The sequence below is a fragment of the Arthrobacter sp. ISL-28 genome, from assembly GCF_018613875.1.
Lineage (GTDB): Bacteria > Actinomycetota > Actinomycetes > Actinomycetales > Micrococcaceae > Arthrobacter.
On the sequence record NZ_JAGGPJ010000006.1, the window covers coordinates 31,192 to 48,993 of the forward strand.

Annotated in this window: 19 protein-coding genes; 7 read left to right on the forward strand and 12 right to left on the reverse strand. The window is 65.4% G+C overall.

Features of this window, described 5'->3' with window-relative positions; genetic code table 11:
• Positions 1-183: 183 nt before the first annotated feature.
• Positions 184-1,473 carry an adenylosuccinate synthase gene (locus J7E80_RS04085; protein WP_215050210.1) on the reverse strand — a complete coding sequence of 430 codons (1,290 nt, stop codon included), beginning with the start codon at positions 1,471-1,473 and terminating at the stop codon, positions 184-186.
• Positions 1,474-1,832: 359 nt separating this feature from the next.
• On the opposite strand from J7E80_RS04085, the gene J7E80_RS04090 reads away from it, so the two are divergent.
• Entirely contained in the window at positions 1,833-2,468 is a 636-nt protein-coding gene (locus J7E80_RS04090; RefSeq protein ID WP_215050211.1) for a uracil-DNA glycosylase, read from the forward strand.
• A 116-nt stretch (positions 2,469-2,584) separates the two neighbouring features.
• On the opposite strand, the gene J7E80_RS04095 is transcribed toward J7E80_RS04090, so the two are convergent.
• The 3 genes from J7E80_RS04095 to J7E80_RS04105 all read right to left on the reverse strand — a co-directional run bounded on the left by J7E80_RS04095 (position 2,585) and on the right by J7E80_RS04105 (position 4,868).
• Positions 2,585-3,016, reverse strand: coding sequence for a DUF3151 domain-containing protein (locus J7E80_RS04095; RefSeq protein WP_215050212.1), 432 nt, complete (start codon positions 3,014-3,016; stop codon positions 2,585-2,587).
• A 2-nt stretch (positions 3,017-3,018) separates the two neighbouring features.
• Positions 3,019-4,038 (reverse strand): class II fructose-bisphosphate aldolase, encoded by a 1,020-nt coding sequence (gene fbaA / locus J7E80_RS04100; protein WP_215050213.1) that lies wholly within the window; start codon positions 4,036-4,038, stop codon positions 3,019-3,021.
• A 134-nt stretch (positions 4,039-4,172) separates the two neighbouring features.
• Positions 4,173-4,868: an RNA methyltransferase gene (locus J7E80_RS04105; protein ID WP_215050214.1), complete on the reverse strand. Its 696-nt coding sequence runs from the start codon at positions 4,866-4,868 to the stop codon at positions 4,173-4,175.
• 53 nt (positions 4,869-4,921) lie between these two features.
• Between J7E80_RS04105 and J7E80_RS04110 the strand changes: the two genes are divergently transcribed.
• Entirely contained in the window at positions 4,922-5,752 is an 831-nt protein-coding gene (locus J7E80_RS04110) for an HAD-IIA family hydrolase (RefSeq protein WP_215050215.1), read from the forward strand.
• Positions 5,753-5,759: 7 nt separating this feature from the next.
• On the opposite strand, the gene J7E80_RS04115 is transcribed toward J7E80_RS04110, so the two are convergent.
• From J7E80_RS04115 to J7E80_RS04135, 5 genes are all read right to left on the reverse strand, one after another.
• Positions 5,760-6,800 carry a thioesterase domain-containing protein gene (locus J7E80_RS04115; RefSeq protein ID WP_215050216.1) on the reverse strand — a complete coding sequence of 347 codons (1,041 nt, stop codon included), beginning with the start codon at positions 6,798-6,800 and terminating at the stop codon, positions 5,760-5,762.
• A 58-nt stretch (positions 6,801-6,858) separates the two neighbouring features.
• Positions 6,859-7,197 (reverse strand): hypothetical protein, encoded by a 339-nt coding sequence (locus J7E80_RS04120; RefSeq protein ID WP_215050217.1) that lies wholly within the window; start codon positions 7,195-7,197, stop codon positions 6,859-6,861.
• A gap of 88 nt (positions 7,198-7,285) precedes the next feature.
• A complete protein-coding gene (locus J7E80_RS04125) occupies positions 7,286-8,068 on the reverse strand; it encodes a GAF and ANTAR domain-containing protein (RefSeq protein WP_215050218.1) in 783 nt (260 codons plus the stop codon).
• A gap of 105 nt (positions 8,069-8,173) precedes the next feature.
• Complete coding sequence (gene pyrE, locus J7E80_RS04130) at positions 8,174-8,746, reverse strand: orotate phosphoribosyltransferase (RefSeq protein WP_215050219.1); 573 nt, start codon at positions 8,744-8,746, stop codon at positions 8,174-8,176.
• Between the two features lie 40 nt (positions 8,747-8,786).
• Entirely contained in the window at positions 8,787-10,034 is a 1,248-nt protein-coding gene (locus J7E80_RS04135; protein ID WP_215050220.1) for an FAD-dependent oxidoreductase, read from the reverse strand.
• A 67-nt stretch (positions 10,035-10,101) separates the two neighbouring features.
• On the opposite strand from J7E80_RS04135, the gene J7E80_RS04140 reads away from it, so the two are divergent.
• Positions 10,102-11,124, forward strand: a complete 1,023-nt coding sequence (locus tag J7E80_RS04140) for a LacI family DNA-binding transcriptional regulator (RefSeq protein ID WP_215050221.1) — start codon at positions 10,102-10,104, stop codon at positions 11,122-11,124.
• A gap of 76 nt (positions 11,125-11,200) precedes the next feature.
• Positions 11,201-12,022, forward strand: a complete 822-nt coding sequence (gene nadE, locus J7E80_RS04145) for an ammonia-dependent NAD(+) synthetase (protein WP_215050222.1) — start codon at positions 11,201-11,203, stop codon at positions 12,020-12,022.
• Positions 12,023-12,186: 164 nt separating this feature from the next.
• On the opposite strand, the gene J7E80_RS04150 is transcribed toward nadE, so the two are convergent.
• Complete coding sequence (locus J7E80_RS04150) at positions 12,187-13,089, reverse strand: NADP-dependent oxidoreductase (RefSeq protein WP_215050223.1); 903 nt, start codon at positions 13,087-13,089, stop codon at positions 12,187-12,189.
• Positions 13,090-13,170: 81 nt separating this feature from the next.
• On the reverse strand, positions 13,171-13,944 hold the full coding sequence (locus tag J7E80_RS04155; RefSeq protein WP_215050224.1) for an IclR family transcriptional regulator: 774 nt from the start codon (positions 13,942-13,944) through the stop codon (positions 13,171-13,173).
• Between the two features lie 189 nt (positions 13,945-14,133).
• Between J7E80_RS04155 and J7E80_RS04160 the strand changes: the two genes are divergently transcribed.
• The 3 genes from J7E80_RS04160 to J7E80_RS04170 all read left to right on the forward strand — a co-directional run bounded on the left by J7E80_RS04160 (position 14,134) and on the right by J7E80_RS04170 (position 16,811).
• Entirely contained in the window at positions 14,134-14,850 is a 717-nt protein-coding gene (locus J7E80_RS04160) for a CoA transferase subunit A (RefSeq protein WP_215050225.1), read from the forward strand.
• Positions 14,851-14,922: 72 nt separating this feature from the next.
• Positions 14,923-15,618 carry a CoA transferase subunit B gene (locus tag J7E80_RS04165; RefSeq protein WP_215050226.1) on the forward strand — a complete coding sequence of 232 codons (696 nt, stop codon included), beginning with the start codon at positions 14,923-14,925 and terminating at the stop codon, positions 15,616-15,618.
• Positions 15,615-16,811 carry an acetyl-CoA acetyltransferase gene (locus J7E80_RS04170; protein ID WP_215050227.1) on the forward strand — a complete coding sequence of 399 codons (1,197 nt, stop codon included), beginning with the start codon at positions 15,615-15,617 and terminating at the stop codon, positions 16,809-16,811. The genes J7E80_RS04165 and J7E80_RS04170 overlap by 4 nt, the downstream gene beginning before the upstream one ends.
• A gap of 115 nt (positions 16,812-16,926) precedes the next feature.
• On the opposite strand, the gene J7E80_RS04175 is transcribed toward J7E80_RS04170, so the two are convergent.
• Positions 16,927-17,802, reverse strand: coding sequence for an ankyrin repeat domain-containing protein (locus tag J7E80_RS04175; protein WP_251036442.1), 876 nt, complete (start codon positions 17,800-17,802; stop codon positions 16,927-16,929).

The following is a 17,802-nucleotide window of genomic DNA, read 5'->3' on the forward strand; positions in this document are numbered from 1 at the left end:
GCCGGGGCGGAAGCCGATGGGGGCGGCGACCGTCCCGGCGCTTACACCTACGTAATCGCGGCAGGAGGACCGTTGGTTACGCGCACCCGGAGATTCATTTGACCAGGGAGAACGTATGGCAGCGGCGGGCCACCTGATAAAGGTGGCCCGCCGCCGTCGTACTTCTATGGAAAGAGCGTGGTGTCAGTCGTTGATGAGGTCGTTGACCACGATGGTCTGGTCCCGGTCCGGGCCCACGCCGATTGCCGAGAAGCGTGTGCCGGACAGCTTCTCCAGGGCCAGCACGTAGTTCCGGGCATTCTCCGGCAGGTCCGCGATCGTGCGGGCGCCGGTGATGTCCTCGGTCCAACCTTCGAAGTACTCGAAGATGGGCTTGGCGTGGTGGAACTCGGTCTGGGTCATGGGCATTTCATCGTGCCGGACGCCGTCGACGTCATAGGCCACGCAGACCGGGATCTGTTCGATGCCCGTGAGGACGTCCAGCTTCGTGACGAAGTAGTCCGTGAACCCGTTGACGCGGGAGGCGTGGCGGGCCAGGACGGCGTCGTACCAGCCGCAGCGGCGCGGACGGCCCGTGTTGACGCCGAACTCGCCGCCGGTCTTCTGCAGGTACACGCCCATCTCATCGAACAGCTCCGTGGGGAACGGGCCGGCGCCGACGCGCGTGGTGTAGGCCTTGATGATGCCGATGGAACGCGAAATGCGGGTGGGCCCGATGCCCGACCCCACCGAGGCGCCGCCGGCCGTCGGGTTGGAGGACGTGACAAACGGGTAGGTGCCGTGGTCCACATCCAGGAATGTGGCCTGACCGCCCTCCATGAGCACCACCTTGCCTTCGTCGAGGGCGGTGTTCAGTACGAGGGTGCTGTCGATGACCAAGGGGCGCAGCCGCTCCGCGAAGGAGAGGAAGTAGGTCACGATCTCCTCCACGATGATGCTGCGGCGGTTGTAGACCTTGACCAGGAGTTCGTTCTTCTGGCGCAGCGAGCCTTCGACCTTCTGGCGCAGGATGGACTCGTCGAAGACGTCCTGGACGCGGATGCCGAGGCGGGCCACCTTGTCCATGTAGGCCGGGCCGATCCCGCGGCCCGTGGTGCCGATGGCGCGGCTGCCGAGGAAACGTTCCGTGACCTTGTCCAGCACCTGGTGGTAGGGAGCCACGAGGTGGGCGTTGGCGGAGACGCGCAGCTTAGAGGTGTCGGCGCCGCGGGCTTCGAGGCCATCGATCTCCTGGAACAGAGCCTCGAGGTTCACCACGCAGCCGTTGCCGATGATCGGAACCGCGTTCGGGCTCAGGATGCCGGCAGGAAGGAGCTTGAGCTCATACTTCTCACCGCCCACGACGACGGTGTGCCCGGCGTTGTTTCCGCCGTTCGGCTTAACCACGTAGTCGACTCGGCCGCCGAGCAGGTCAGTGGCCTTACCTTTGCCTTCGTCGCCCCACTGGGCTCCGACGATCACGATTGCTGGCATGGGATCCTCCCCCATTCGTTCGGGCCGCCCAGTGCCGACCCACCAAGTGGATCCGCCACAGCACAGCGCCGTTCATGAGAATGCCCCGAAGTTCATCGCCCGCACGCATGGCGTTGGCCATTGAGCGAAGACGCAAGAGTTCCGGGGCTCTTACGACCCAAGTTTAGCCGATATGCCGCTGAACTCTTGCTTTCAGGCCTCGGGGCGCCGGGGCGGAACCGGCATTTCGTGTGGCTTGCTAAACTGATAAGGATCGACCAGGAATCGATCCACACCACATTTCAAACCATCCCGGACTTGGCGCGCCCGCTTTCCGGTATGGCAGCGTGACCGATCCCCGCAGGAGACACAGCACTTACATGACAGCCATGGCTACTGAATCTTTCCGTGAACAACTCCTGAGCCGCCGTTACGAACCTAATGTCGCAGCTGTTAATGAGCTGTGCGACTCCCTGCAGGGACTTAAGCCTGGTACCCAGGTGCCTTATGTCGACCCCATGCACGATGTCGACGAATGCCGCATCATCAGCCTCTACTCCAACATCGGCGCTGCCTCGCCCTCCGGCTTCATCACGCCGGGGGACGACGAGGCCGCAACGCGCATGCTCGGTGTGCAGTGGAAGCTGGGGCTCCGGCCCGAGTTCATCATGCCGTGGAACGTGCACCCGTGGCACGTTCCGGGCGAGCCGAACGGCAAGTTCACGCCGGACCAGATTTCGGCCGGCTTGAAGCCGTTGCTGAAGTTCCTGGCGCTCGTGCCCCGCGCGTCCGTGATCGTGGCCCACGGCACCGAAGCCAACCGGCTTGCCGGACTCCTGCTTAAGACCGAGGTACCGCTGCTCTGGCGCCGCGGCCTGAAGACCTACAAGGTCCGCTCGCTCAGCGGCCGGGCGTTCGCCGGCACACCGGCCCGCCAGCAGCAGTACCTCGACGAAATGCATGTTGTGTACGCGGACGCCATGGCACGCACCGGCTTGGCAAAAGCCGCCAGCTGAGTCCCCGCTCATTGAGCTTGTCGAAATCAAGGGTCTCGACAGGCTCGACCAGCTGAACGAACGACGGCGGGCGGTCACCTTTCAAAAAAAGGTGGCCGCCCGCCGTCGCACTTAAATCAGTTGAGGTTTTCACCCTCGATGGCTGCCTTGGCCGAAGGGTCCGAGTCGTTGAGGAACTTCTCGATCCGCTCCGGCTCCTCAGCCTCGTTGATCGCTGCGGAGGCGCGCCCCAGCCAATACAGTGCGCGCAGGAACCCGCGGTTGGGCTCGTGCTCCCACGGGATGGGCCCGACGCCGCGCCAGCCGTTCCGGCGGAGCGAGTCCAGGCCGCGGTGGTAGCCCACACGGGCGTAGGCGTAGGAGTCGATGGTGCGGCCCTCAGTCCACGCTTCCTTGGCCAGCACGGCCCAGAGCAACGAAGACGTCGGGTGCTTTTCCACGAGGTCCAGTGCCTCCTGGCCCGCGTCCAGCTGTTCGTAGACCTCGGTCTCGGCAGGCAGGAGCGTGGGCTCAGGACCCATCAGGTTCTTGCGGAACTCGTCGGACATTCTTAGAAGGTCTTGCCGGTGGAGCCGAGCTGCTGGGCAGCTTCAACAACACGGGCGGCCAGGCCGGCTTCGGCTGAGGCGCCCCAGACGCGGGGGTCGTAGAGCTTCTTGTTGCCGACCTCGCCGTCAACCTTGAGCACGCCGTCGTAGTTGCGGAACATGTGGTCCGCCACGGGACGCGTGTAGGCGTACTGGGTGTCGGTGTCGATGTTCATCTTGATCACACCGTAGGAAACAGCGTCCGCGATTTCCTGATCGGAGGAGCCCGAGCCGCCGTGGAACACGAGGTCGAACGGGTTGTCCTTGCCGATCTTGGCGCCGACCTGGGCCTGGATGTCCTTGAGGATTTCCGGGCGCAGCTTCACACCGCCGGGCTTGTACACACCGTGCACGTTGCCGAAGGTCAGGGCGGTGATGTAGCGGCCGTTTTCGCCGGCGCCGAGGGCTTCGATGGTGGCCAGGGCGTCCTCGACGGTGGTGTACAGCTTCTCGTTGATCTCGTGCTCCACGCCGTCTTCCTCGCCACCCACGGTACCGATTTCAACCTCGAGGATGATCTTGGCGGCGGAAGCCCGCGCCAGCAGATCGCGCCCGATGCGCAGGTTCTCGTCCAGGGTCTCGGCGGAGCCGTCCCACATGTGCGAGTTGAAGATGGGGTCCTTGCCGGCCTTGACGGCTTCCTCGGACGCGGCCAGCAGCGGCAGGACGAAGCCGTCCAGCTTGTCCTTGGGGCAGTGGTCCGTGTGCAGGGCGATGTTGACGTTGTAGTTCTTGGCCACTTCGCGGGCAAACGCGGCGAAGCCCAGCGAACCGGCAACCATGTCCTTGGTGGAGGCGCCGGACCAGTATGCGGCACCGCCGGTGGACACCTGGACGATGCCGTCGGACTCAGCCTCGGCGAAGCCGCGGAGGGCCGCGTTCAGGGTCTGGGAAGAGGTGACGTTGACCGCCGGGAATGCGAAGCCGCCCTGTTTTGCGCGGTCGATCATGTCGGCGTAGATCTCTGGGGTTGCAATGGGCATGCTGACTCCTAAAGTGAATTTCGTCTGCGGGTTGGGTTGACCCTGGAGTAAACCTCGTCGGCTACGAACCATCCTAGTCATTTCTTGGCACGGGCCGTTGTTCGGGTCACTCAGGCGGGTAATAGTTGCTGCATTCACACACCATCCTGGCGGAGCTGGACGTGCTGGCCGAACACGTGCCGGCGCACCCAAGCGTGCATGGCAATCGCCGCCGCCGAGCCCGCGTTGATGGAGCGCGTGGATCCGAACTGTTCAATCGAAAGGGTGGCCTCCGCGGCCTCGTGCACTTCGGGGGTCAGGCCAGGGCCCTCCTGGCCGAAGACGAGGACGCAATTGCGGGGCAGTTCGTAGGTTTCCAGCGGCACGGAGTCCGGGAAAATGTCGATGCCGATGATCGCCAGCCCCTCCCCCCGGGCCCAGGCCACGAACTCGTCCACGGTGGGGTGGTAGCGGACGTGCTGGTAGCGGTCGGTGACCATGGCGCCTCGGCGGTTCCACCGCCGTCGGCCGATGATGTGGACCTCCTTGGCGAGGAACGCATTCGCGGTGCGCACGACGGTCCCGATGTTGAGGTCATGCTGCCAGTTCTCAATGGCCACATGGAATTCGTGGCGTTTGGAATCCAGGTCCGCCACGATCGCGTCATGTTTCCAGTAGCGGTACTTGTCCACCACATTGCGGCGGTCCCCGTCCGCCAGGAGGTCAGGGTCCCAGTGGTCGCCCTCCGGCCACTCGCCTTCCCACGGCCCGACGCCGACCTCCGCCTTGGGCTCCTGGGTTTCCTCTGCGGTGGATTGGGGGTCTGCTGGGGTCCCGGGCGTCTGAGTCACCCCTCAACACTAGACTGGGCTCCAGAAGCATTCATCACCGGCGGAGGAACGACATGGCAAAAGCGGACCAGGTAAAGGAATCGGCAGCGGTCTACCGGAGCGGCCAGGAAATCGAGTGCTGGCTGACCGACATGGACGGCGTCCTGGTGCATGAGAACCACGCTGTCCCCGGCGCCGCTGAGCTGATCCAGCGGTGGGTGGACACATCCAGGCGCTTCCTGGTGCTGACCAACAACTCCATCTTCACGCCCCGGGACCTGGCCGCCAGGCTGCGCGCCTCGGGCCTCGAGATCCCGGAAGAAAACATCTGGACGTCGGCGCTGGCCACGGCACAGTTCCTCAAGGACCAGGTGCACGGCTCCGACTCCGGCAACCGCGCCTACACGATCGGCGAAGCAGGACTCACGACGGCGCTACACGAGGCAGGCTTCATCCTCACCGACCAGAACCCGGACTTTGTGGTGCTCGGCGAAACCCGTACCTACTCCTTCGAGGCGATCACCATGGCGATCCGCCTGATCCTGGCCGGGGCGCGCTTCATCGCCACCAACCCGGATGCCACGGGTCCGTCCAAGGATGGACCCATGCCGGCCACGGGAGCCATCGCCGCGTTGATCACGAAAGCCACCGGCCGGGAGCCGTACATTGTGGGCAAGCCGAACCCGATGATGTTCCGCTCCGCCATGAATCAGATCGACGCCCATTCGGAGACCACCGCCATGATCGGTGATCGGATGGACACAGACATCATTGCGGGCATGGAAGCCGGCCTGCACACGGTGCTGGTGCTCAGCGGCATCACTCAGCGCCACGAAATCGCTTCCTACCCCTTCCGGCCCAACCAGGTCCTGGATTCCGTCGCGGACCTCAAGAGCCAGATCTGACGCCCGGCTAGTACGGAGTCATCTTCCCGCCGCCCCCGGGCAGCGGGAAGATTTCATCCTGCAGCCTGGCCAGGATGGGCCGGTAGACGAACGGGTTCCAGCCCGGGCTGGCGTGCGCGGGAAGGGCACCTTCCGTCTTGAGGTCCGACGAGGCCATGTTCGCAGCGAACGTCCGTGCCCAGGACTGGTGTGCCGTCTCGTAATTGACGGTCTGGTCCCTGGGATTCCCGATATAGGCCATGCGGGCATCCCCGATCCGGCCGGCGAACCGCGTGGCGTCGAAGTGGTAAATGTAGGCGGACTCTGACTGGATGAGGATGCTGGACGGCGCGATGGGAGTCAGCTGTTCAAGCGTCTGGTCCAGGATCTGCCGCCAGGTGCGCTCGTTTTTGTGCACCACCCGCTCCCCCAGTTCGTAGCCTCCCCGCAGGACCGACGGCACCCGGAACCCGCGCTCGTAAAGGAACACCACCCCGTCGAACCAGCTCTGGTCCAGGACGTCGAATTTGCTGTACGGGCTGGAGTCCAGCACGATGAACTCCACCTCGACGCCGTGCAGTTCGAGAAGCCGGGCTGCCACCTGTGTTGCCACCATGCCGCCGAAACTGTGGCCGTAGAAGTAGAGTGTGGTCAGGTTCCTGGCACGGACATGTTCGATCACCGCGATGACCAGTTGGTCGATGTCCAGCCCCAGGTTCGAGTAGCCGACCGCCGCCAGCTGGCCGCGCTCCCGGAGGGTTCCGCGCAGCGAGTTCAGAATCCACTGGGCTTCTTCCCAGCTGGTCTTGTAGCCCGGGAACAGAAACCAACTGGCATTCGGGAAGTAGCGCTGGGCAAAATCGTCCTCAACCGCCAGGATCTTGTGGACCCGGCGCTCGGCCTGGATCTGCTGCGTCAGCAGCATGTCGGTGGCCAGGACCGAAGCCGACCCGGCACCGGTGAGGAAGGCCCGCCGGGAGAACTGCTTCAGCTCGGAGGCGTGCCGGAGTAGCCGGGTCGCTTCCGTACCCGGCCGCTGCTCCGGACCTGCGGATCCTTCATACGGCACTCATCTACCCTAGGCACAGTTCCTCGGCCTGGGGCAATTCCTTGATGCCGCGGTGCGGTCAGCTGCCCGCGGCGTGCTTCGCCGTTGTTCCGGAGACCTCACGCCGGTCAAGCTCCCCGCAGATGGCATCGTATTGGGCTAGCAGTTCGGTGCCGAAGTGGCCGGCGGGGTCGTCCAGCAGTTCGAAGAGGGAGTTGCTGGCCGCGAGCAGCTCCTCGGAGGAGTAGTTGGACAGCGGGCGGACCCCTGCAGTTCCGAGGGCTGCGGTCAGCTGCGCGGGATACAGGAGCGCAGTGAAGTCTGGGCAGGAATCCTGGGTGAGGCTCCCGCGGCTATCGATCTGGAGGCCGCCGACGGAGTCGTCGATATTAACGGGGAAGTCGAGCTGGTTGTCCATAGGTACTCCAAAAAAGGGTGTCTATGGCCGACGGCTCAACCTTGGCCAGCGTAGCCCGCGCCAGCCATCCACACAAGCGCGGGACGGATCACCCGGCTTGGCTTTGGCCCTGTCTGCGGTCTTGCACTGGCCCCGGCTCTTCGAAGTGGGTCCGGGTGCCAGTGCCGCCCACCGAATCCACCAGCGACTTGGCGATGTCCCTTAGCTTGATGTTGCTGTTGCTGGACGCGTCCCTGAGAATCCGGACGGCAGCCTCCTGGCCGCACCGGTTCTGTGCCATGACAATTCCCACGGCAATATCGATGATGGTCCGTGATTCCAGCGTGGCGCGAAGGTTGGTGGCGCTGTCCGTGTGCAGGGAAAACCTGACGGCCAGACGCAGGGCCTGCGAGATTTCCCGCGTATAGCCCCTCGCGCGTGCCGCCGCCTTTTCATCGAACTTGTACGGGACATCCGAATAGAGGTTCAGCGCGGCCTTCGCATCACCCTGCAGGTTGAACGGCAGCGACAGCACCGACCGCAGTCCGTGTGCGGCGACGGCGTCGGCGTAATCGGGGCCCCAGCGGTCCTCTTCGAAGAGGTCCGGAACATGGATCTCGCGTTCCTCTTCCGCGGCGGTGAGGCAGGGCCCCTGGGACAGCGAGTACTGGATTTCATCGACTTCACGGGCCGAGTCGCTGCTCCACCCGATGGTGGCGGCCTTGCGGTCCCGCAGGAGCGTTATCCCGCACAGGGCATCGTCGCCGTCGCCTGCCACCTGGTGGGCGGAGTACCGGGCGAGCTCGTTAAGGAAGGCCTCAAAGTCCGCACTCTCCAGAATGAGGTTCTGGATCTGTTCAGCGCTGTTGAGGGCTCGACCGGTGCTGGTCATGGCTGGATCAGGCGTCGGCATGGGCGGGTGCTCCAAATGGGGAAACGGATGCGGGGTACGGAAATACTAGGTCACCCGGCAATCGCCGTCCACAAGAGCACCTGTTCAGCTCAGGCCGAGCTCGTCCTTTCCGAAGGCGAACAGATACGGAACGCCCGTTTCCGCTTCGATCTTTTCCTTGGCCCCGGTGTCGCGGTCAACGATCACCGCGACGGCCACCACGTTGCCCCCGGCCTTCCGGACACCCTCGACGGCGGTCAGTGCCGAGCCGCCCGTAGTGGAGGTGTCCTCCAGCACCAGGACCTTGCGGCCCTCAACGGACGGGCCCTCGACCTGGCGGCCCATGCCGTAGGACTTCTGTGCCTTGCGGACGACGAACGCGTCGACAGTGCGGCCGGCGTCGCTGGCGGCGTGCATGACGGCCGTTCCGACGGGGTCGGCCCCCATGGTCAGTCCGCCTGCACACTCAAAGTCGATACCGGCGTCGTCAATGAGGGAAAGCATGACTTGGCCGACCAGCCTGGAAGCCTCGTGGTGGAGGGTGATCCGGCGCAGGTCGATGTAGTAATCGGCCTCGGCGCCGCTGGACAGGATGACCTTGCCGCGGACCACGGCGAGTTCCTTGATCAGCTCAAGCAGGCGGGCACGGGCAGCAGCGGCGTCAGGCGTGGGAGTCATGGGTTCCAGTTTAGTGGCTGGCCGGTTTGTGTCAGACCGCCTAGACAGTGGGCCGCCGCGCCTCCCGGCGGGCGAACGCCGGGGCGTGCTCAGGCCTGGGTCCGATGGCAATGAGCCGAGGCAGAACGCGCCGCATGGCCGGGAAATGCCGCCCGACGAACTGCATGAAGGGAGGCGCGCCGGACCGCCTTCCGCTGAACAGGGGGACGAACACGGCCCGGTGCATGCCCCGCTGGACGGTCTGGATGATGACGGTGGGCGGCATCCGGCGTCGCTGGACGGCGGCAAGGTCCTGCACGGTGACATTGCCGTGCAGCAGCGCGGGCGCGAGCCGGGCCGCCGCTGCGACGGCGTCCTGGATGGCGAGGTTGATGCCTACGCCTCCGGCGGGCGACATAGCGTGTGCGGCGTCGCCGATGCACAGCAGTCCGTCCACGTACCAGCGCCGCAGCCTGTCCAGCCGGACGTCCAGCCAATGGAGGTCCTCCAGCGACCGGACAGCGTCGACGCGGTCGGCCAGGTCCGGCCGGAGCGCTGCAATCCGTTCCCGGAACCGTTCCACTCCCTCGCTGCGGATACGCTGGCCTGCGCCCTTGGGGGCGAAGTAGCCCATTTGGTAGTAATCGTCCCGGAACAAGGCGATCACGGCGTCGCCGTCCCCAAACGCGGGAACGATGCCGGCCACCTCACCCTGCTCGGACGCGTAGCGCGGCAGTCGGAACCACCAAGTATCGAAGGGCACCGGGAATTCCTTGGATTTGAGCCCTGCGGCTTGCCGGAGCAGCGAATGCCGGCCGTCGGTCGCCACCACAAGATCTGCCCGGATCGCCCCCTCGGATCCCGCTGTGGTCCGGTAGCGCACGCCGGTGACCCGGCCGCCGTCGTACATCAACGACGTCGCCTTGTGTTCCATCAGGAGCGTGAACGAGGGCTCCTCGGCGGCGGTGCGGGCCAGGAAATTCAGGAAGTCCCACTGCGGCATCATGGCAATGTAGTTGTAGGGCGGCTTCAGGCCGGAAAAATCACCCAGCGTGATCATGCCGCCGCCGGGCGCCGGGAACGCGACGCTCCCCAGCCGGCTCTGCGGGAGCTCCCGGAACTCATCACCCAGTCCAAGTTCGTCGATGAGCCGGATGGTCGAGGCATGGACCGTGTCGCCACGGAAATCGCGCAGGAAGTCGCCGTGCTTTTCAAGGACGGTGACCTTCACTCCGGCCCTCGCCAGCAGGAGGCCCAGCATCATGCCCGCCGGACCGCCGCCAACCACGACGCATCCCGTTGTCTCCATGGAACAACGCTACGCCTGTCCCGGCTCATTCCAACTAAGTAGCAGCTCAGCCCCTGCGGCTGGGCCAATGACAGGCGTGGAACTCCCGTCCCCGGACAGGACACCGACTATCCGTGATGTGGCTGAGTTGGCGGGAGTTGCCACATCCACGGTTTCCAGGGCGTTGTCCAATCCGGACAGGGTCAACCGGATGACGCGCGAGCGGATCCAACAGGTCGCGGCCCAGCTGAAGTACGTTCCGAGTTCGCAGGCGCGGGGCCTGAGCTCCGGCCGGACGCAGGCCATTGCCGTTCTGGTCCCGGACATCACCAACCCGTTCTATTTCGATATCACCCGGGGCACCCAGCACCAGCTGAAGGCAGCTGGCTACACACAGCTGCTCGTGGACACAGAAGAATCGGCAGAGATGGAGGGAGAGGCCCTGCACAAAATGCGGCGCTCGGCCGACGGCTTCATCCTGGCTGCCTCCCGTCTCACGGATGTCCAGCTGGCGGAGTCTGCGGCAGCCCACCCCATCGTGACCATAAACCGGGCCTCCGCGAATGCCCCCACCGTGGTCATTGACACGCCGACCGCCATTGTTCAGTCGCTTGAGCATCTGGCCTCGTTGGGGCATTCGAAGGTTTGCTTCGTCGGGGGGCCGGCGAGCTCGTGGTCGAATGCCAAGCGCTGGAAGTCCTTCGAGGACGAAACCCGGGAACGCGGGATGACCACCTTCCGGGTGGGTCCGTTTGCCCCAAAGACCACCTCCGGGGCCGCGGCCGCGGATGCCGCTGCCCACACGGGCGCCACGGCATGCATAGTCTTTAACGACCTCCTGGCCATCGGCATGCTTCAGCGGTTGCGGGAGCGGGGCGTTCGCGTGCCGGAGGACATGAGCATCCTTGGGTGCGATGACATCTTCGGTGCGGACTTCTGCAATCCGCCGCTCAGCACCATCGCCTCCCCGATCGAGCAGGCAGGACGTGTGGCTGTCTCCATGCTGCTGGCCCAACTCAATCCGCTGCAGGGTGGCCCCACCCGGCGACTTGCCGTTATGCCCACCCACCTCACGATCCGCGGATCCACCGGCCCGGTCCGCGTTCCGTAGCTGATACGCGACGCATTCCGCCCGGCGCGGCAATGTCAGTTGAGTGTTCCCGACCCCGCTGACTAGGCTGGGGCACATGCGCGAACTCCAGGCCAAGATCATCAAGGAAATGGGCGTACAGCCCCGGATCGACCCTGCAGAGGAGGTGCGCAAACGCGTAGATTTCCTGAAGGAGTACCTCAGGGCTACGCGGACCCACGGCTTTGTCCTGGGCATTTCCGGAGGCCTTGACTCATCGCTGGCCGGCCGCCTCGCCCAGCTCGCTGTCGAGGAGCTTCAGGCCGAGGGCACGGACGCCAGCTTTGTGGCACTCCGCCTCCCCTACGGCGTGCAGCACGACGAAGACGACGCCCAGGCCGCCCTGGACTTCATCCGGGCCACCAGGGAATGGACGTTCAACATCTCGGCGGCTGTGGACGGCTTCGAAGACGAGTTCGCAAAGACCGTCGGGGCTGAGATCTCAGACTTCCACAAAGGCAACACCAAGGCACGGACCCGCATGATTGCCCAGTACGCCCTGGCCGGGGAGCACAACTACCTTGTGATCGGCACGGACCACGGCGCCGAGTCCGTGACCGGCTTCTTCACCAAGTATGGCGACGGCGGCGCGGACATCCTTCCGCTCTTCGGCCTGAACAAGCGCCAGAACCGTGCACTGCTCGCCGAACTCGGTGCGCCCGCCCGGGTCTGGGAGAAGATCCCCACGGCCGATCTCCTCGATGACAGGCCGGGCCGCACGGACGAGGACGAACTCGGCGTGAGCTACGACCAGATCGACGACTACCTCGAGGGCCGCGAAATCCCCGAAAGTGCGGCAGCCCTCATCGAGGAAAAGTACCTCCGCACCCGGCACAAGCGCACCGTTCCCGTCACCATCTTCGATACGTGGTGGAAGTAGCGGCGACCGTCGCACTTAGCTGCAGGCCGCCGTCGTGGGCCACATTGAGCGCCCGCCCGGGCATCCGATGCCTTGCGCCCGGCGTGTCCGTGTCGAAATGGCCCGTATAGGCGGCGGGGGCGGGAGGTTCAGCGGGTGCAGACGGCGATGCGCCCGCAGGATTCCTAGGGCAGCAGCACGATCTTGCCCCGGGTGTGGCCTGAGCGGCTGATCTCGAGGGCATCGGCGGCTTCGACCAGCGGCATCCGGTGGGAAATGGTGAAGGTGATCTGGCCTTCGGCAGCCAATGTCGCGACGTCCGCGACGCGCCCCTCCATCTGCCGGACGGCGCTGATCCCGGCTTCCTTTGACTGCTGCCCTGGCACCGTGATGACTGCCCTGCCAAGATCCTCGAGGAGTTCCAGTGTCGCCGCGACCGACTCTTCCGTGCCCGCTGTGTCGAAGACGGCCGTCACCTTGCCCTGGGCCTGCACCCGTTCCACCAGCCCGGCACCATACATGACGGGGAGGGCCCCCAGTTGGCTCAGGAACTCATGGTTTGGCTCGGAGGCCGTGCCAATAACCTGGGCTCCGAAGACCTGGGCGATCTGGACCGCGGCTGATCCCACGCCGCCCGCTGCGCCGTGGATCAGGACGGTGTCCCCCTCGCTGACGTCAAGCTGCTTGAGGGCCGAGTACGCGGTGCCGCCGGCCACCGGAATGCAGGCTGCCTGTTCGAAGTCGACGCCCACCGGCAGGGGTGTCAGTTCCTCCGCCGGCACCAAGGCCTCGGTGCGGTACCCGCCAAGGAAGCCGCTCCAGATGACTTCATCACCTACGGCAAATCCTTCGAAATCCGGACCTACCTCCGTGATCACCCCTGCCGCCTCGCTGCCTGGCACGACCGGAAGGTCGAGCGGAACCCACTGTCTCAGGTGTCCGGCCACGAGCTTCCAGTCCATGGGATTGACGCTGACCGCCCGGAATTCCACCCGGACCTGCCCCTCCGCGGCCTCGGGCAGTTCTTGCGTTCCCACCTTCAGGACCTGCGGGCTGCCGTATTCCTCGAAGTAGATCCTGGTGCTCATGGCCATGGCTCCTTGGATTGTGTCCGGCGGTTTACTGCAAGAGTAGGCAGGGGCCCTGTGGACCACAACAGCCAGGCACGTTTATGCGGCACCCAGCTGCAGGGTGATGCGGTGGGCCTCCTCCATCAGGAGCCTGCCCAGGAACTCCTGCCGGTCTTCGCGGAAGCGCGGCTCAATGCCAGTCAGGGACAAAGCCCAGGCCGGGCGTCCGGCCGGATCGAACACTGCAGCCCCCATCCCCCAGCTGCCTTCCAGCACCAGCCCGGGATTGACCGAGTACCCCGTCTCACGGGTCCGTTGCAGGTTGGCCCGGACCACGGCTTCAGTATGGCCCTGCGCAAACGTGCCGGCGTGGGCTGGCCAGTCGGCCAGGATCTGCTCCTGTTCAGCCTCCGGCAGGAACGCCATGATGGCGGTGCCGGCCGAGGCTACGCCCAGCGGAAACCTGACGCCCTCATGCAGCACGAACGAGCGCACCGGAAAGCTGCCTTCCTCGCGCAGCAGGCAGACGGTCTCGGCTCCCCTGCGGATGGAGAAGAAGGCGCTTTCGCCGGTTTCCTCGGCAAGCCGGCGCAGGCTGGGCCTGGCGATATCCTCCAAAGGGAAGCGCGCCGAGGCCACCGATCCCATCAGCAGAATCTCCGGGCCAAGGACCCACTTGCCGGTCTTGGCGTCATGGTCCAGGAGTCCTTCCGCAGCGAGGGAGGTGAGGAGCCGGTGGACCGTGGGCCGGGTGAGCCCGGATTCACGCACCAGCTCCACGAGGGAACTTCCCTCGGGCCGGCGGCCCACAATGCGTAACAGTCCCGCTACGCGGCTGACCACCTGGGCTCCCTGGACGGGCATCTGGCTCATTTTTCTCCTCAATCATCCATATTGTGGATACTACTAAGCCTACCGTCCACACTGTAAAACCGGCATGATATTGCCCAATAATCGTCATTGACAGCCTTATTCCAGCCCCCGTACGCTCTTACCTCAGCAACTAGGTCCACAAAGTGGATAGCAGACAGCAGACAACCCACAGCTCAACGAGGAGATGCGATGTCCAAACTGAAATCCGGCGCTGCCGACACCCTTCACGGTGTGCTGCAGGACGGCATGACTCTCGCCGTCGGCGGTTTTGGCCTGAGCGGCATCCCTGCCGACCTGATCGAGGCCGTGCGGGATTCCGGCGTGCGCGGCTTGACAGTGGTGTCCAACAACATGGGCGTGGACGGCAAAGGCCTCGGCATCCTGATCGAAGCCGGCCAAGTGCAGAAAGTGATCGCATCCTATGTGGGCGAGAACAAACTGTTCGCCGAGCAGTACCTGGCCGGGCTGCTCGAGGTGGAGTTCACGCCGCAGGGCACCCTCGCCGAACGCCTCCGCGCCGGCGGCGCCGGCATTCCGGCGTTCTACACCAAGACCGGCGTGGGCACACTTGTTGCAGAAGGCAAGCCGCTCGCGGAGTTCGACGGCGAAACGTACGTGCAGGAGCGCGCCATCCGCGCCGACGTCGCGCTCGTCCACGCGCACACCGCAGACACCGACGGCAACCTGATCTACCGCTACACCGCCCGGAACTTCAACCCGGTCGTGGCCACCGCGGGAGCCGTGACCGTCGCCGAGGCAGAGGTGATTGTGGAGCCCGGCATGCTGGACCCCAACCACATCGTCACGCCCGGCGTGTACGTCCAGCACCTTGTCCGGGCCAGCGGCAGGGCCAAGGACATCGAGCAGCGGACCGTCCGACCACGGCCGGAGCCCGTCCCCGCCTAACCATTCCTTCAGCGCGAATCCTTCAGCGCGAACGAACACTTAAGCCCCCACTCGACCACCTAGGAGAACCCCATGGCCTGGACCAGGGATGAAATGGCTGCCATCGCGGCCGAGGAACTGAACGACGGCGACTACGTGAACCTGGGCATCGGCATCCCCACGCTCGTCGCCAACAACCTGCCCGACGGCGTCCGCGTCGTCCTGCAGAGCGAGAACGGACTCCTCGGCATGGGCCCGTTTCCGTTCGAGGGCGAGGAAGACGCCGACCTCATCAACGCCGGCAAACAGACCGTAACGGTCCTCCCCGGCGGCAGCATCTTCGACTCCGCCATCTCCTTCGGCATGATCCGCGGCGGCCACGTGAAGGTTGCCATCCTGGGCGCCATGCAGGTCTCCGGCGCCGGCGACCTCGCCAACTGGACCATCCCCGGCAAGATGGTCAAGGGCATGGGCGGGGCCATGGACCTCGTCGCCGGGACCCCGCGGGTCGTGGTTCTGACCGAGCACAACGCCAAGGACGGCACCGCCAAGATCGTCAAGGAATGCACCCTTCCGCTCACCGGCCTCCGCGTGGTGGATCGGATCATCAGCGACCTCGCGGTTTTTGACCTGGTGAGGCACGAACAAGAAACAGACGGCGGGCGGCAGCTCACACTCACGCGCCTCGCGCCCGGGGTCACCGTGGAGGAGATCCAGGAAAGGACCGAGGCGGAGTTCACCATTGCACTTGGAAACACCACCCCTGCCCTGCAAGGAGCTACAGCATGAGCCTGAAAGAACAGTTCGGCAAAGACGTCCTACTCACCGGGTGGGGCCACAGCCGCTTCGGCAAACTCACCGACGAAACACTTGAATCACTGATCGTCCAGGTCGCCACCGAAGCCATCTCCAACGCCGGCATCGAGCCTGCCCAGATCGACGAAATCTACTTCGGCCAGTTCAACTCCGGCATGATGCCGCTGGCCTTCCCGTCCTCACTGGCCCTGCAGGTCTCACCGGAACTGGCCAACGTGCCCGCCACACGGGTGGAGAACGCGTGCGCCTCGGGATCGGCGGCCTTCCAGCAGGGCACCAAATCGCTGCTGGCGGGGACTGCGAAAACAGTACTCGTGATCGGCGCCGAGAAGATGACGCAGGCCGGAGCCGACGTCGTGGGCGCGGCACTGCTGGGGGCGGACTACGACATGGCCGGCCAGACCTCCACTACAGGCTTCACCGGGCTCTTCGCCGACGTCGCCAGGCACTACGAAAAGCGCTACGGTGCCGCAGTCGGGAACCTCGGCGACGTACTGGGCACCATCGCCGCCAAGAATCACCGCAACGGCGTAGACAATCCCTACGCCCAGCTCCGCAAGGACCTCGGTGAGGAGTTCTGCCGCACGGTCTCGGACAAGAACCCGATGGTGGCCGACCCGCTGCGCCGCACCGACTGCTCCCCCGTGTCCGACGGCGCCGCAGCCGTCGTGCTCTCCAGGTCGCCAGGAGCCGGTGCCGCCGCTCCCGTTCGGCTCGCAGGTTTCGGCCATGCCAATGACTTCTTCCCGGCAGAACGACGCGACCCGACCGCCTTCGCCGCCACCCGGGCTTCCTGGCAGCGTGCCCTGGCTATGGCCGGTGTGGGGCTGGAGGACCTGGACTTCGCCGAAGTCCACGACTGCTTCACCATCGCGGAGCTGCTCATGTACGAGGCCATGGGCCTGACCGAGCCAGGCCAGGGCGCCCGCGCCCTCGAGGAAGGCTGGGTGTTCAAGGACGGCAAGCTGCCTGTCAACGTCTCCGGCGGTCTCAAGGCCAAGGGCCACCCGGTCGGAGCGACAGGCGTTTCCCAGCAAGTCATCGCTGCCATGCAGCTCAGCGGCACCGCGGGCGACATGCAGCTGGCCACCCCCCGGCGCGCTGCGGTTCAGAACATGGGCGGCGTAGGGATTGCCAACTACGTGAGCGTGCTTGAGGCCGTCTAAAGCTCCGACGGCTGCCGAACCAGCCCAGTTTTGATGCGCCCGCCCCACCGGGCAGGCGCATTATCTCAGGCGGCGCGGCCAAAACCGGGCCGGTTCAGCACACCCCGGCCGCCTGTCAGCCGTGGACCCGTATCAGCCGGGCAATTTCGGCAAAGCCGAGCCGCTCCGCGTTGTCCAAGGCCGTCCGGCCTTCTGGATCACGGATGGTGGGGTCGGCGCCGGCAGCCAGAAGCAGCCGGACCACTTCCTGTTGCCTCGGCCCGCCCTTATTAAGGAGGATTGCCTCCTGCATCGCGGTCCAGCCGAGATTGTTCACGTGGTTGACCGGGACGCCGGCCGCGATGAGAATCCGGACAGTCTCCACGTGGCCGTGTTCGCTGGCCGGAATGAGCGCAGTTCCGCCGAAACGGTTGGTGCTGGACACGTCCGCGCGATTGGCCAGGGTCAGCCGAAGCACCTCGTTGAAACCTTCCGCTCCCGCATAGAGGAATGCCGAATCCTGGATGGAGTCCTTGGCGTTGACGTTGCCGCCCGCTTGGATCAGCCGCTTGACCAGCGGCGCATTGTTGGCTTTGGCCGCAAGAATCAGCTGCTGGTCGAGCTCCGCCTGCGCTTCGGGTGACAGGGCTGGCCGGGACGTGGCAGCCGATGCCCGCGTGGATGGCGGCTTTGGCTTCGCCCGCAAGGGCTGGGCGGGTCGCGATGTGCCAGACGCCGAGGGTCCGATGGTGGGCGGGCTGTCCGTTGCCGGGCTGTCCGAGGCGGTGCTGGAAGCCCCAAGGTCAGAACCACGGCCTGAGCCGCCGTCCGGAGAAACGGAGCTGGCACCCGTGCCGCCCGGGCTACAGCCCGCCAGCACCGACACCACCACGGCGGCCACCACAGCCTTCGCGGCGACCATCCGGGCGTGTGCCGGCAGGACTCCTGGCCGGTCGGCAGCCCTGAGGCAAGCCCTGAACCGCGCCCTGAACCGCGCCCTGAACCGCGCCAT

Bases quoted from the DNA above. Each gene is read 5' to 3' on its own strand.
- J7E80_RS04110 (WP_215050215.1), top strand. From the start codon at position 4,922: ATGGCAAAAGCGGACCAGGTAAAGGAATCGGCAGCGGTCTACCGGAGC.
- J7E80_RS04155 (WP_215050224.1), bottom strand. From the start codon at position 13,944: ATGAGCCAGATGCCCGTCCAGGGAGCCCAGGTGGTCAGCCGCGTAGCG.
- fbaA (WP_215050213.1), bottom strand. From the start codon at position 4,038: ATGCCCATTGCAACCCCAGAGATCTACGCCGACATGATCGACCGCGCA.
- nadE (WP_215050222.1), top strand. From the start codon at position 11,201: ATGCGCGAACTCCAGGCCAAGATCATCAAGGAAATGGGCGTACAGCCC.
- J7E80_RS04120 (WP_215050217.1), bottom strand. From the start codon at position 7,197: ATGGACAACCAGCTCGACTTCCCCGTTAATATCGACGACTCCGTCGGC.
- J7E80_RS04150 (WP_215050223.1), bottom strand. From the start codon at position 13,089: ATGAGCACCAGGATCTACTTCGAGGAATACGGCAGCCCGCAGGTCCTG.
- J7E80_RS04175 (WP_251036442.1), bottom strand. From the start codon at position 17,802: ATGGCGCGGTTCAGGGCGCGGTTCAGGGCGCGGTTCAGGGCTTGCCTC.
- J7E80_RS04125 (WP_215050218.1), bottom strand. From the start codon at position 8,068: ATGACCAGCACCGGTCGAGCCCTCAACAGCGCTGAACAGATCCAGAAC.
- J7E80_RS04140 (WP_215050221.1), top strand. From the start codon at position 10,102: ATGACAGGCGTGGAACTCCCGTCCCCGGACAGGACACCGACTATCCGT.
- J7E80_RS04135 (WP_215050220.1), bottom strand. From the start codon at position 10,034: ATGGAGACAACGGGATGCGTCGTGGTTGGCGGCGGTCCGGCGGGCATG.
- J7E80_RS04165 (WP_215050226.1), top strand. From the start codon at position 14,923: ATGGCCTGGACCAGGGATGAAATGGCTGCCATCGCGGCCGAGGAACTG.
- J7E80_RS04090 (WP_215050211.1), top strand. From the start codon at position 1,833: ATGACAGCCATGGCTACTGAATCTTTCCGTGAACAACTCCTGAGCCGC.
- J7E80_RS04085 (WP_215050210.1), bottom strand. From the start codon at position 1,473: ATGCCAGCAATCGTGATCGTCGGAGCCCAGTGGGGCGACGAAGGCAAA.
- pyrE (WP_215050219.1), bottom strand. From the start codon at position 8,746: ATGACTCCCACGCCTGACGCCGCTGCTGCCCGTGCCCGCCTGCTTGAG.
- J7E80_RS04160 (WP_215050225.1), top strand. From the start codon at position 14,134: ATGTCCAAACTGAAATCCGGCGCTGCCGACACCCTTCACGGTGTGCTG.
- J7E80_RS04095 (WP_215050212.1), bottom strand. From the start codon at position 3,016: ATGTCCGACGAGTTCCGCAAGAACCTGATGGGTCCTGAGCCCACGCTC.
- J7E80_RS04170 (WP_215050227.1), top strand. From the start codon at position 15,615: ATGAGCCTGAAAGAACAGTTCGGCAAAGACGTCCTACTCACCGGGTGG.